Origin of the sequence: Roseateles oligotrophus (assembly GCF_025717515.1) — a bacterium.
Classification (GTDB): domain Bacteria; phylum Pseudomonadota; class Gammaproteobacteria; order Burkholderiales; family Burkholderiaceae_C; genus Paucibacter_A; species Paucibacter_A oligotrophus.
The window spans coordinates 99,839-113,392 of the sequence record NZ_JAJIRN010000007.1; the positions used below are offsets into that span (position 1 = coordinate 99,839).

Here is a 13,554-nt window from a genome sequence, read left to right on the forward strand (position 1 = left end):
AATAACCATGAATATAAACGGATATGCATTGATCGGCGGCGAGTCGGTCAAGGGCAGCGAGCCCGGGCTCTATGCCTTCAACCCAAGCTTGTTTGAGGCCATCGAACCGGAATTCTTCACCGTCGGCGCGCAGCAGATCGAGCTGGCCTGCGGCCTGGCCCAGGCGGCTTTTGATGAATACCGCGCCACCGGCGACGCGCAGCGGGCCGAGTTTCTGGAGGCGATTGCCGCGCAGATTCTGGCCTTGGGCGACGAGCTGATCCTGCGTGCAATGGCCGAAAGCGGCCTGCCACGCCCGCGCCTGGAAGGCGAACGCGGCCGCACGGTCAATCAGCTGAAGCTGTTTGCCGAGTTGCTGCGCGAGGGGAGCTGGCAGGACCCTCGCTTTGACAGCGCCTTGCCCGAGCGCGTGCCGCCACGGCCCGATCTGCGCCTGCGCATGATTGGCCTGGGGCCGGTGGCGGTGTTCGGCGCCAGCAATTTCCCGCTCGCCTTCTCGGTGGCGGGCGGCGACACGGCGGCGGCCTTGGCGGCCGGCTGCCCGGTGGTGGTGAAGGCGCATTCGGCGCATCCCGGCACTTCGGAGCTGGTCGGCCGCGCGGTGCAGGCGGCGCTGCGTCAATGCGGGTTGCCGGCCGGTGTGTTCGCGCTCTTGACCGGCACCGGCAATTCGGTCGGCAAGGCGCTGGTCAGCCATCCGGCGATTCAGGCGGTCGGCTTCACCGGCTCGCGCGCCGGCGGCACGGCGCTGATGGCGGCCGCCGCGGCGCGGCCACAGCCGATTCCCGTCTACGCCGAGATGAGCAGCATCAACCCGGTCTTCATCCTGCCCGCCGCCCTGAGCGCAAGAGGCGAGGAAATCGCCAAGGGTTTTGCGGCCTCGCTGGTGATGGGCGTCGGCCAGTTCTGCACCAATCCCGGCCTGGTGCTGGCGCTCGAAGGCCCTGCATTTGATGCCTTCGCCGAGGCGGCATCCGCGGCGCTGGCCCAGGTGCCGGCAGCGACCATGCTGACGCGCGGCATCGCCGCCAGTTATCAGCAAAGCGAGCAATTGCTGGCCGCGCAGCCGCAGGTCAAGGCGCTGCGCCGGGGTCAGAGCCAAGCCTGCCAGGGCAGCCCGAGCCTGTTCATCAGCAGCGGCGATGCCTTCCTGGGCAACCATGCTTTGGCGGCCGAAATCTTCGGCCCGGCCTCCTTGCTGGTGGCTTGCCGCGACATGGCGCAGCTGCTGCAAATCGCCGCCGGCCTGGAGGGGCAATTGACTGCCACCTTGCAGTTGCAGGTGGAAGACGATGGTGATCTGGCGTTGGCCGCGCAACTGCTGCCGCTGCTCGAGCGCAAGGTTGGCCGCATCCTCGCGAATGGCTTCCCGACCGGGGTCGAGGTATCCACCGCGATGGTGCATGGCGGGCCGTTCCCGGCCACCTCGGACGGCCGCAGCAGCTCGGTCGGAACGGCCGCAATTGCACGCTTCTTGCGCCCGGTCAGCTACCAGAACCTGCCGCAAGCGCTCTTGCCCGAAGTCTTGCGCGACGCCAATCAGCGCGCGCTGTGGCGGCGCCGTGACGGCGTGCTGACGCAGCAGTAGATGCAGCAATAAACGCAGCAACAAGACAGCCCGCGGCAATGTACCGCTAGGCATCAAAAGAAAGTACGGAGACAAAACATGAACAAGCATTTGACCTTTGCCGTCGGGCTGACGGCGGGCTTGCTGGCGGGCCTGGCGCTCCACGAGAGGGCTCACGCTGCCGCCAGCGATGCGCCGCAGGTGCAGTTGCTGATCGAGGCCGACAAGCCGGGCGTCGTCATCAACAAGAACATCTACGGCCAGTTCGCCGAGCATCTGGGCACCGGCATATACGAAGGGCTCTGGGTCGGCCCCAAGTCCAAGACGCCCAATACCCGTGGCTGGCGCAATGACGTGGTCGGCGCGCTGAAGAAGCTGCAGGTGCCGCTGGTGCGCTGGCCCGGCGGCTGCTTTGCCGACGAATACCATTGGCGCGACGGCATCGGTCCGCGTGCCAAGCGGCCGGTCAAGGTCAACACGAACTGGGGCGGCGTCGAGGAGAGCAATGCCGTCGGCACGCATGAGTTTTTCGACCTGATCGATCTGCTCGGCGCCGAGGCCTATGTGAACGGCAACCTCGGTTCGGGCAGCGTGCAGGAGATGTCCGAATGGCTGGAGTACATGAGCTCGGACAGCAAGTCGACCTTGGCCAACTTGCGCCGCCAGAACGGCCGCGAGCAGCCCTTCAAGGTTCCCTACTTTGCCGTCGGCAATGAGGCCTGGGGCTGCGGCGGCAATATGACGCCCGAGCATTACGCCGATCTGTACAAGAACGCGGTCAGCTTCCTGAAGACACCGGAAAAGTCCAAGCCCAAATTCATCGCCAGCGGCGGCAATGACCACGACACCAAGTGGACCGATGTGCTGAGCAAGTCCATAACTTGGAATATAGACGCCATCAGTTTCCACTACTACACCATCCCGACCGGCAAATGGGAAGGCAAGGGCGCGGCCACCGGCTTTGGCGAGCAAGAGTGGATATCGACGCTGGCCAATACCTTGAAGCTCGACCAGATGATCGCCAACAACAAGGCGGTGCTGGATAGAAACGACCCCAAGAAGAAGATTGGCTTCTACGTTGATGAATGGGGCACTTGGTACGACGTCGAGCCCGGCAGCAACCCGGGCTTCTTGTTCCAGCAGAACACCTTGCGCGACGCGGTGGTGGCGGCACTCAACTTCAATATCTTCCACGCCCATGCCGACCGGGTGCAGATGACGAATATCGCGCAGATGGTCAATGTGCTGCAGGCGATGATCCTGACGGACGGCGACAAGATGCTGCTGACGCCGACCTATCACGCCTACGAGATGTATGTGCCTTTCCAGGGCGCGACGCAGTTGCCGCTGAGCATCGGCAACAACCCGGCCTACACGCTGGGCGCCACCAGTGTCCCCGGCCTGAGCGCCTCGGCCGCGCGAGCCAAGGACGGCAAGGTCTATCTGTCGCTGGTCAATAGCAATCCTAATCAAGCGCTTGAGCTGAACCTGGTGGTCAATGGGGACTCGTTCAGCGCCGCCAATGGGCGGGTGCTGACGGCCGCGACCATGGATGCGCGGAACAGTTTCAATTCGCCCGAGGCGATCAAGCCCCAGCAATTCAAGGCCAAGGCGGTCGACGGCAAGCTGACGCTGCGAGTCCCGGCCAAGGCCGTGGTCGTGCTGGCATTGGAGCGCTGAAGCCATGACGACCAATCAATTGAGGCGGCAGTTCGTGCTGGCCTCGTCGGCGGCGGCAACGTTGGGCCTGGTGGCCTGTGGTGGTGGCGGCGGCAGCGAGGCCGCTGCGCCAGCCCCAGCCCCAACACCAGCACCAGCACCAGCACCTTCGCCGGCCCCCGCTCCCGCCACACAGGCGCCGCTGAGTTTCGCCAACACCGCCGTGCATGACCCCTCGGTGATCCGGGTCGACGGCGTCTATTACGTCTTCGGCTCGCATCTGGCGGCGGCCAAGTCCACGGACTTGATGAACTGGACCAAGCTTGCCGACGGCGTCAATGATGCCAACCCGCTGTTCAACAAGGTCAGCACCGCCTTGGCCGACACCTTTGCCTGGACCACGGTGACGGGCCTCTGGGCGGCCGATGTGGCCAAGCTTGACGACGGCAAGTACTACTTCTATTACAACTCCTGCAAGGGCGATTCGCCCCGCTCGGCGCTAGGCGTGGCCGTGGCCGACAAGGTCGAAGGCCCTTACGTCAACAAGCAGATCATCCTCAGGTCTGGCATGTGGGGCCTGGCCAGCGAGGACGGTACGGTCTACGACGCGCTCAAGCACCCCAATGTCGTTGACCCGAATGTGTTCAGAGACGCCGACGGCAAACTATGGATGGTCTACGGCAGCTACTCGGGAGGTATCTTCGTCCTGGCCATGGATGGGAGCAGTGGCCTGCCCGTGGCCGGTCAGGGTTATGGCAAGCACCTGATGGGCGGCAACCACTCGCGCATCGAAGGCCCTTATGTCTTGTACAGCCCGGTCTCCAAGTACTACTACCTGTTTACTTCCTTTGGCGGGCTGGACGCCAATGGCGCCTACAACCTTCGGCTGGCGCGCTCGCTGAAGCCCGACGGCCCCTATCTGGACGCCGCCGGCAAGGACATGGCTGCGGTCAAGTCCGACCCGGCCAAGCCCTTGTTCGATGACGCCAGCATCGCTCCCCATGGGCAGAAGCTGATGGGCAATCATCAGTTTGCGCTGGCCTCGGGCGAGTCCGGCACGGCGCTGGGCTATGTGTCGCCGGGCCACAACTCGGCCTATTACGACGCGGTGACCGGCCAGTACTTTCTGATCTTTCATACCCGCTTCCCCGGCACCGGGGAGGCGCATGAGATCCGCGTGCACGAGATGTTCCTCAACGAGGACGGCTGGCTGGTGGTGGCGCCGTTTCGTTACGCACCGCTGAGCCTGGCCACGCCGGCGCAGACCGCAGCGGTCAGCAGCGCCGAGGCGGCGGGCAGCTACAAGATGATCAATCACGGCAAGGACATCAGCGCGACGCTGAAGCCCTCGTCGGCGATCAAGCTATCTGGCGACGGCACGGTCAGCGGCGCGGTCAGCGGCAGCTGGCTGCACAAGGGCAGCAACAAGCTGACGATCACGCTGAGCACCGGCGGCAGCTTCAGCGGCGTGCTGAGCCGGCAGTGGAACAGCAATGCCGGTGCTTTCGTCGTCAGCTTCACGGCGCAATCGGCCGAGGGCATGTCGATCTGGGGTGCACGCACCGGCGAATGATGCGGCGCCTTGCTGTCTTGCTGCTGGCCAGCGCTTGCACCCTGACCCCGCGGGCGCGGGCCGCCGAGCTGTTTCCGCTCGCCGATGTGCGCTTGAGCGAGGGCCCGTTTTTGCAGGCCCAAGACACCGATCTGCGCTATCTGCTGGCGCTGGACGCCGACCGGCTGCTGGCGCCGTTTTTGCGCGAAGCCGGCCTGCCCGCCAAGGCGCAGAGTTATGGAAATTGGGAGTCCAGCGGGTTGGACGGCCATATGGCCGGGCATTATTTGTCGGCACTGGCGCTGATGGTGGCCTCTACAGGCGACGCCCAGGCCTTGCAGCGCTTGAACTATGTGGTCGCCGAATTGAAGCGCTGCCAGGAGGGCAATGGCAATGGCTATCTGGGCGGCATCCCCGCAGGCGCCCAGGCCTGGGGGCAGTTGGCCGAGGGCAAGATGGCGGTCGACAACTTCTCGCTCAACGGCCGCTGGGTGCCCTGGTACAACCTGCACAAGACCTACGCCGGCCTGCTGGACGCTTGGCGCCATGCGGGCAGTGAGCAGGCCCGCGAGTTGCTGATAGCGATGGCTGACTGGGCGCTGGCGCTGACCGACCCGCTCAGCGACGCGCAGATGCAGCAGATGTTGCGCAGCGAGCATGGCGGCATGAACGAGGTGTTCGCCGAGCTGAGCGCCTTGAGCGGCGAGAAGAAGTTTCTGGTCTTGGCCCAGCGCTTCTCGCACCAGCAAATTCTGCAGCCCTTGAGCGCGGCCCAAGACAAGCTCAGCGGCCTGCATGCGAACACGCAGATCCCCAAGGTGATCGGCTTCCAGCGCATCGCCGCTTTGGGCGGGGATGCGGCCGGCGCCCGCGCTGCCGCGTTCTTTTGGCAGACCGTGGTGAGTCGGCGCACGGTGGCGATTGGCGGCAATAGCGTCAAAGAGCATTTTCACGCCGACAGTGATTTCACGCCGATGCTGAACGAGGTGGAAGGGCCGGAGACCTGCAACACCTACAACATGCTCAAGCTGACCGAGGCGCTGTTTCTTGGTGAATCCGATGGCCGAGCTCAGGCACGCTATGCCGACTATTACGAGCGCGCGCTGTACAACCACATCCTGTCCTCGCAGCGGCCGGGCAGTGGCGGCTTTGTCTACTTCACGCCGATGCGGGCGAATCATTACCGGGTCTATTCCCAGGCCGACCAGGGCATGTGGTGCTGTGTCGGCTCGGGGCTGGAGAGCCATGCCAAATACGGCGAGTTCATCTACGCCCAGGATGGTGACGCGCTCTACGTCAATCTGTTCATCGCCTCGACGCTGAACTGGCGCGACAAGGGTGTGCGCCTGAGCCAGCGCACAAATTTCCCGGATCGGGGCAGCAGCCTGATCCGCATAGACCAGGGTGGCCGCTTTGCGCTGAAGGTCCGTTATCCCTCCTGGGTGGCGGCCGGCCAGTTGCGCGTCAAGCTGAACGGCCGGGCGCTGAAACTGTCAGCCAATCCTGGAGATTATGTCGAGATCCCGCTGCGCGACTGGCTGGCCGGCGATAGCGTCGCGATCACGCTGCCCATGCGCACGCAACTGGAGGCTTTACCGGAAGGGGCGGGAGAGGCGGGGGAGGCCGCCAAGGCCGGCAAACATTACGCGGTCCTGCACGGCCCCATCGTGTTGGCGGCCAAGACCGACCCCTTCCCGGGCGAGCGGCTGAACTTTCTGGCCGATGACTCGCGCATGGGCCATATCGCCCAGGGGCCGGTCTGCCCGCAAGCGGCCTCGCCGCTGTTCGTCAGCGACAGCCGGGATTTCATCAAACGATTCAAACCGGTGGCGGGGCAGCCGCTGACCTTCAGCGCCGGCTCGCTGCTGCAGGGCAAGGGCGCTCAGGGGCTGCGCTTCATCCCATTTTTCCGCCTGCATGACTCGCGCTACACGATGTATTTTGCGCATTCAACCCCGGCCCAGCTGAGTCAATGGCGCCTGGGCCTGGTGGCGGCCGAGCGTGAACGCCTGCTGCTGGATGCTCAGACCATCGACCAGGTGGCGCCGGGCGAGCAGCAACCGGAAAGCGACCATGGTTTCAAGGGCGAAGGCGTGGAGGCTGGCCTGAACAAAGACCAGCGCTGGCGCCATGCGCGCGGCTGGTTCAGCTATGAATTGGGCGACAAGGCCTTGCAGGCCAAGGCGCTGCGCCTGAGTTTTTCCAGGCTGGATGCGGGGCGGCAGTTTGATCTCTTCGTCAATGAGCGCCTGATCGCCGAGCTCACGCTGGGCGCCGACGCCGAACAGGAAATCTACTCCCGCGACTTTGCGTTGCCCCCCGACCTGGTGCAGGCCTCGGCCGGCAAGTTGCTCGTCAAGCTGGTGGCCAGGCCGGGCAGCGTGGCCGGCGGCCTCTATGGGCTGCGCTTGCTGCGCTGAAGCCATGCCGAAATTGGCATGGAACGCGAGGTAAATGTGATTAGTCAGTTATCTGAGCTGACCCTAGCATTGCCCTTACAAAAACGAGTTGGAGACCGATGATGAAAATGAATATTTTGGCCCGCAGATCCTTGTTGTTGCTGGCGTCGTCGGCCGCGTTCGGCGCAGCTGTTGCGGCCCCCGCCGCGCCGCTGGTCATGGGCTTCTCCCAAGTCGGCGCCGAGAGCGAATGGCGCAGCGCCAATACCGCCTCGATCAAGGCCGCCGCCAAGCAGGACGGCGTGACGCTGAAGTTCGCCGACGCGCAGCAAAAGCAAGAGAACCAGGTCAAGGCGATCCGCAGCTTTATCGCGCAGAAGGTTGATGTGATCGCCTTTTCGCCGGTCGTGGAATCGGGTTGGGACACGGTCCTTCGCGAGGCCAAGGCGGCCAAGATTCCGGTCATCCTGACCGACCGGGCGGTCAATGTGTCCGACCCTTCGCTATTCGTCAGCTTCATCGGCTCCGACTTTGTCGAAGAGGGTCGCAAGGCCGGCCGCTGGCTGCTCGAGCGAGCTGCCAAGAATCCAGGCGCCGACTTGAACATCGTCGAGCTGCAAGGCACGGTCGGATCGGCCCCGGCGCTGGACCGCAAGAAGGGCTTCGAGGAAGTCATCGCTGGCAACCCCAAGCTGAAGATCAGCCGCTCGCAGTCCGGCGACTTCACTCGCGCCAAGGGCAAGGAGGTGATGGAAGCCTTCTTGAAAGCCAAGGACAAAAAGATCGATGTGCTCTACGCCCACAACGACGATATGGCGATCGGCGCGATCCAGGCGATCGAAGAGGCCGGGCTGAAACCGGGCAAAGACATCCTCATCATCTCGATCGACGGCGTCAAAGGCGCGTTCGAGGCGATGCTGGCGGGTAAATTGAACGTTACGGTCGAATGTAATCCGCTGCTCGGCCCGCAGCTGATGCAGCTGGCCCGCGAGGTGGTGGCCGGCAAGACGGTGGCCAAGCGAATCACCACCCTCGAGGGCGTGTTCCCCGCCGAAGTGGCCGCCAAGGAATTGCCGAACCGACGTTATTGAGCAATGGACGCAGCAGCGAATGTGCCGCAGCCTGTATTGGAGCTGTCCGGCATCGATAAAGGCTTCCCCGGCGTCAAGGCGCTCAGCGATGTGAGCCTGCGCCTGTTTCCCGGCGAGGTGCATACCTTGATGGGGCAGAACGGCGCCGGCAAGTCGACCTTGATCAAGGTGTTGACGGGGCTTTACCAGGCCGACGCGGGCAGCATCCGGCTGGACGGGCGGCCGATCGCGCCTCGCTCGACGCTGGACGCGCAGGCGCTGGGCATCAGCACCGTCTATCAAGAAGTCAATCTTTGCCCGAACCTGTCGGTGGCGGAAAACATCTTCATCGGTCGCTATCCGCGCGCCGGCCTGTTCGGCGCCATCGACTGGCGCTTGATGCAGTCCGAGGCGCGGCGCTTGCTGGCGCAGATGCACATAGACATCGATGTGCGGGCGCCCTTGTCACGCTATTCGCTGTCGATCCAGCAGATGGTCGCGATCGCGCGGGCGTTGAATATTTCGGCGCGCGTGCTGATTCTGGATGAGCCGACCTCCAGCCTCGACGAGGCCGCGGTGCAGCTGCTGTTCGGCGTCTTGCGGCGCCTGCGCGAGCAGGGCATGGCGATCCTGTTCGTCACCCATTTTCTGGAGCAGACCTACGCTATCTCGGATCGCATCACGGTGATGCGCAATGGCGAGACCGAGGGTGAATACGCCTGTAGCGCACTCAGCCGGCTGGCCTTGGTCAACAAAATGGTCGGCGCGCCGGCCGAGTCGGCCCAGCCGCTGGAACAGCCGGCGCAGGCCGGCCCCGGGGCGGCCCGGGGCCGGCCGGTCTTGCGCGCCGAGGGGCTGGGCCGCCGGGGCATGTTGAAGCCGCTGGATCTTGAAATCCGCGCGGGTGAGGTCTTGGGTTTGTGCGGCCTGCTTGGTTCGGGCCGCACCGAAACCGCGCGCCTGCTGTTCGGTGCCGATGCGGCGGACAGTGGCAGCATCCAGACCGGTGGGCAAGCAGCGCGCTTGTTCGCATCGCCTCGCGATGCGATCGCCGCCGGCATCGGCTTTTGCTCCGAGGATCGCAAGCATGAGGGCGCGATTCTTGAGCTGTCGGTGCGCGAGAACATCGTGCTGGCGCTGCAGGCGCGCAAGGGCTTGCTGCGCGCCATTCCGGCCGCCGAGCAGCGCGAGCTGGCCGATCATTACATCGCGCGCCTGGGCATCAAGACGCCCGACGCCGAGATGCCGATCGGCCTGCTCTCGGGCGGCAATCAACAAAAAGCCCTGCTGGCGCGCTGGTTGGTGACCAGCCCCAAGCTGCTGATCCTGGATGAACCGACACGCGGCATCGACGTGCGGGCCAAGGAAGAAATCATGGACTATGTGACGGCGCTGAGCCGACAAGCCGACGGCCAGGGCATGGCCGTTTTGTTCATCTCCTCCGAGCTGCCCGAGGTGCTGCGCTGCAGCGACCGGCTGCTGGTGCTGCGTGACCGCCAGGCCGGCGGCGAATATGCGCGCGGCGAACTGAGCGAAGCCTCGTTGCTGGCGGTGATCGCCGGTGAAGCGCTGGAGTTGGCGGCATGAGCGCGGCCAGCCTGCCGGTGGCGCGCCGCCCGAGTGCAGATAGGGCAGTGCCGCGCCAGTTCTTGCAGCAAACCTTGCTGCGGCCGCTGGCGGCGCTGGCGCTGCTCTTGCTGATCGACCTGCTGTGCATTCCGGGCTTTTTCGCGCTGGAGATCAAGGAAGGGCATCTTTACGGCAGCCTGATCGACATCATCAACCGTGCCGCACCCTTGATGCTGGCCGCGCTGGGTATGACGCTGGTTATCGCCACGCGCGGCATCGATGTGTCGGTGGGCGCGGTGGTGGCGATCGCCGGCACGGTGGCGGCGCTGCTGGTCGGCGGGCGGCTGACGATGGAGGGCGGCCTGCCGGTCTATGTCAGCCATATTCCGATGGCCTGGGCGCTGCTGGCGGCCTTGGGCGCGGCGCTGCTGTGCGGTGTCTGGAACGGTTTGTTGGTGGCCGGCCTCGGGCTGCAGCCCATCATCGCCACCTTGATCCTGATGGTGGCCGGGCGCGGCCTGGCCCAGCTTTTCACCGATGGGCAGATCGTCACCGTCTACTACCCGCCGTTCTTCTTTCTCGGCAGCGGCTATTTGTTCGGCCTGCCGTTCGCGCTCTGGCTGGTGCTGGCGGTGTTCGGGCTGACCAGTTTGCTGATGCGCAAGACGGCGCTGGGCCTGTTCATACAAGCGGTCGGCATCAACCCGGTGGCGGCGCGCCTAGCCGGCATCAAGACCGCCGCCTTGATCTTTTTTGTCTATGTGTATTGCAGCCTTTGCGCCGGCCTGGCGGGCCTGATGATTGCCTCCAACATCAAGAGCGCCGACGCCAATAACGCCGGCCTGGCTCTGGAGCTGGACGCGATCCTGGCGGTGACGCTGGGTGGCGGTTCGCTCAATGGCGGCAAGTTCAGCCTAATTGGCAGCCTGATCGGTGCGTTGATCATCCAGACTCTGACCTACACGATCTACTCGCTGGGCGTGCCGCCCGAGGTCAATATGGTGGTCAAGGCTGTTGTCGTCTTTCTGGTCTGCCTTTCGCAATCGAGCGAGTTCAAGCGGCTGGGCCGGCGCCTGTTGAGGGGCAAGGCATGAGCGCGCCTGCCTTGTTGTCGCTGCGCCGTCTGACGGCAGCACCCGGCTTCGCCTCGCTGGTCACCGTCGGCTTGTTGCTGGCTTTGTTCGGCCTGGGCGGCGCCAGCTATGCGGGCTTTGCCTCGGTGCAGGTGCTGCTCAATCTGCTGATCGACAACGCCTATTTGCTGGTCATCGCGGTGGGCATGAGCTTTGTGATTCTGTCCGGTGGCATTGATCTGTCGGTCGGTTCGGTGCTGGCCCTGACGACCATGCTGACGGGCTGGCTGTTGCAGGTCGCACATTGGCCACCGCTGTTGGTGCTGGCGCTGGTGTTGCTGGCCGGCGGCTTGTTCGGTGCGGCAATGGGCGCGCTGATTCACTATTTCAAGCTGCAGCCCTTTATCGTCACGCTGGCCGGCATGTTTTTGGCGCGCGGCCTGTGCTTTCTTGTCAGCATCAACTCGATCACGATTGACGAGCCCTTGTTCGTCGGTCTGTCGCAAACCCAATTGCATGTGCCGCTGCTGGGTGGCTTTGTTTCGCCGGCTGCCTTGATCGCCTTGGCGGTGCTGGCCCTGGGCATCTGGCTGGCGCATTGGACCGGCTTTGGCCGCGCGGTCTACGCGATCGGCGGCAACGAGCAGTCGGCGCTGATGATGGGCCTGCCGGTGGCGCGCACCAAGGTGCTGACCTATGCCTTCAGCGGTTTTTGCGCCGCCTTGGGTGGCGTGCTGTTTTCCTTTTATATGCTGTCAGGATATGGTCTGCATGCGCAGGGCACCGAGCTGGATGCGATTGCGGCCGTGGTGATCGGCGGCACCGTATTGACAGGGGGTTATGGCTATGTGGCCGGCGCCTTGTCCGGTGTCTTGACGCTGGGCCTGATCCAGACCCTGATCGCCTTTGACGGCACGCTCAGCAGCTGGTGGACCAAGATCGTCATCGGCGGTCTGCTGTTTGTGTTTTGCCTCGTGCAGCGGCTGCTCGCCCTGCGTGCTAAGCCCTGAAATCCCTTTCGAAGAAAATGCGTCAAGAAAGCAAACCTCCCATGTCCGTCAAATTCGTCGCGCTGCTGGCCCTTGCCCTGGCCTGTCTGCTGGAGTTCGCGCCGCCCGCGCGGGCCGCCAATCCGATCTTCCCCAAGCTGTTTACCGCCGACCCGGTCGCCTTGAGCGACGGCGGGCGCGTCTATGCCTATGTCGGCGTCGACGAGGCCAAGCCCGATGACAAGGACTATGTGATGAACGAGTGGAGGGTCTACTCCAGCTGCGATATGCGGCATTGGGTGGATCACGGCTCGCCGATCCAGGCCAAGACATTCGCTTGGGCCAAGGGCCGGGCCTGGGCCGCGCATGTGGTCAAGCAGGGCAATAAATACTATTTCTATTCGACCGTCGAACATGCGACGGTGCCGGGCTTGTCTATCGGTGTGGCGGTGTCGGACAGCCCCACCGGCCCCTTCGTTGACGCGCGCGGCACGGCGCTGATCACCAATGACATGACCAAACAGACCGACATCCATTGGGACGATATCGACCCGGCGGTGTTCGTTGATGACGACGGCTCGGCCCATTTGTACTGGGGCAATACCTTCCTCAAATACGCCAGGCTCAAACCCAATATGACCGAGTTGGACGGTGATTACAAGGTGATGCCGGTGGAGCCCTTCACCGAGGCGGCCTATATGCACAAGCGCGGCGCTACCTACTATCTCAGCTACTCGCAGGGCTTCCCTGAGGAGACCGCTTACCAAACCGGCCCCAGCCCGACGGGACCCTGGATGCCGCGCGGCGTCATCATGGCGATGAACAGCGGCGTCAAGACCATCCACACCTCCATCATCGATTTCAACGGCAAGAGCTATATTTTTTATCACAACGCCAAGCTGCCCGGCGGCTCCGAGTTCCGCCGCTCGGTGGCGGTCGAAGAGTTGCACTACCGGGCCGACGGCACGATTGTGCCGATCGAGCAGACATTGGCCGGCCCCAAGGCGAACCCGTCGCCGGGCTGCAAGGTGAAGAAGAAGTAGGGCCGCGACTGACAGATGGGCGTCCGGCGCCGAGCAGCGGGCCTTGCCGCATTTGCCGCAGCCTTGGTGGCCTTGGTGATTGGACCAAGGCAATTGGGAAGCAAGTCCCTCGATATCGCGATCGGCGCCTCCGTCTATTTGGGGGGTAGGTGGCTGAGCCCATCGATAGTAGAGTCCGGCATCCCCATCGCGAGTGTTTCGGTGGTTCTTCACCCGAACAAAACCTTGTCAAAAGGACTCGCCATGTTTCTCCGTTCCAAACTCGCCATCGCGGCGCTGCTTGCCTCATGTTTGATTTCAAACAATGTGGCAATGGCCGCAGGGCAATTCGACACTTTGACCGGTCTGGCTCAAGGCGCAGTCGCCGGCACGAATGTAGGCAGCGCGGTAAGCGGGTTCGAGTTGCTCGTGCTTCAAGGCGGGCAGTCGATCTATCACCAGTCTTTTGGTGTTTGGACGCAGGGACAAAATGCCGGCATCGATAGCAGCACCAAGACCATCAGCGGCGCGCTGATGATGTCGGTGACCGACACGCATAGCAACTTCACCCTCGATACCAAGCTCAGCGCGCTTCTGCCTTCGTTCCAGGCCGTCGTCGACAAGCGCGACATCACCGTTCGCTAAGCATTCAGC

10 protein-coding genes are annotated in these 13,554 nt (G+C 63.8%); all 10 read left to right on the plus strand.

Annotated features, from left to right (window positions below):
- Window positions 1-7 precede the first annotated feature (7 nt).
- The 10 genes from LNV07_RS16030 (at window position 8) to LNV07_RS16075 (ending at window position 13,545) form a co-directional block, all read left to right on the plus strand.
- The gene (locus tag LNV07_RS16030; protein ID WP_263572171.1) at window positions 8-1,588 is read left to right on the plus strand and encodes an aldehyde dehydrogenase (NADP(+)); all 1,581 of its coding nucleotides are present in this window, start codon (window positions 8-10) and stop codon (window positions 1,586-1,588) included.
- Window positions 1,589-1,666: 78 nt separating this feature from the next.
- The gene (locus LNV07_RS16035; RefSeq protein ID WP_263572172.1) at window positions 1,667-3,247 is read left to right on the plus strand and encodes an alpha-N-arabinofuranosidase; all 1,581 of its coding nucleotides are present in this window, start codon (window positions 1,667-1,669) and stop codon (window positions 3,245-3,247) included.
- Window positions 3,248-3,251: 4 nt separating this feature from the next.
- Entirely contained in the window at window positions 3,252-4,799 is a 1,548-nt protein-coding gene (locus LNV07_RS16040; RefSeq protein ID WP_263572173.1) for a glycoside hydrolase family 43 protein, read from the plus strand.
- Window positions 4,796-7,198, plus strand: coding sequence for a glycoside hydrolase family 127 protein (locus LNV07_RS16045; protein ID WP_263572174.1), 2,403 nt, complete (start codon window positions 4,796-4,798; stop codon window positions 7,196-7,198). The genes LNV07_RS16040 and LNV07_RS16045 overlap by 4 nt, the downstream gene beginning before the upstream one ends.
- 101 nt (window positions 7,199-7,299) lie before the next feature.
- On the plus strand, window positions 7,300-8,268 hold the full coding sequence (locus LNV07_RS16050; protein WP_397545573.1) for an ABC transporter substrate-binding protein: 969 nt from the start codon (window positions 7,300-7,302) through the stop codon (window positions 8,266-8,268).
- A 3-nt stretch (window positions 8,269-8,271) separates the two neighbouring features.
- Window positions 8,272-9,834, plus strand: coding sequence for a sugar ABC transporter ATP-binding protein (locus tag LNV07_RS16055; RefSeq protein ID WP_263572175.1), 1,563 nt, complete (start codon window positions 8,272-8,274; stop codon window positions 9,832-9,834).
- Window positions 9,831-10,910, plus strand: coding sequence for an ABC transporter permease (locus LNV07_RS16060; RefSeq protein ID WP_263572176.1), 1,080 nt, complete (start codon window positions 9,831-9,833; stop codon window positions 10,908-10,910). Before LNV07_RS16055 ends, LNV07_RS16060 begins: the two co-directional genes overlap by 4 nt.
- A complete protein-coding gene (gene yjfF / locus LNV07_RS16065; RefSeq protein ID WP_263572177.1) occupies window positions 10,907-11,899 on the plus strand; it encodes a galactofuranose ABC transporter, permease protein YjfF in 993 nt (330 codons plus the stop codon). The genes LNV07_RS16060 and yjfF overlap by 4 nt, the downstream gene beginning before the upstream one ends.
- Window positions 11,900-11,940: 41 nt before the next feature.
- A complete protein-coding gene (locus tag LNV07_RS16070) occupies window positions 11,941-12,921 on the plus strand; it encodes a glycoside hydrolase family 43 protein (RefSeq protein ID WP_263572178.1) in 981 nt (326 codons plus the stop codon).
- A gap of 93 nt (window positions 12,922-13,014) precedes the next feature.
- Window positions 13,015-13,545 (plus strand): serine hydrolase family protein, encoded by a 531-nt coding sequence (locus LNV07_RS16075; RefSeq protein WP_263572179.1) that lies wholly within the window; start codon window positions 13,015-13,017, stop codon window positions 13,543-13,545.
- Window positions 13,546-13,554 lie beyond the last annotated feature (9 nt).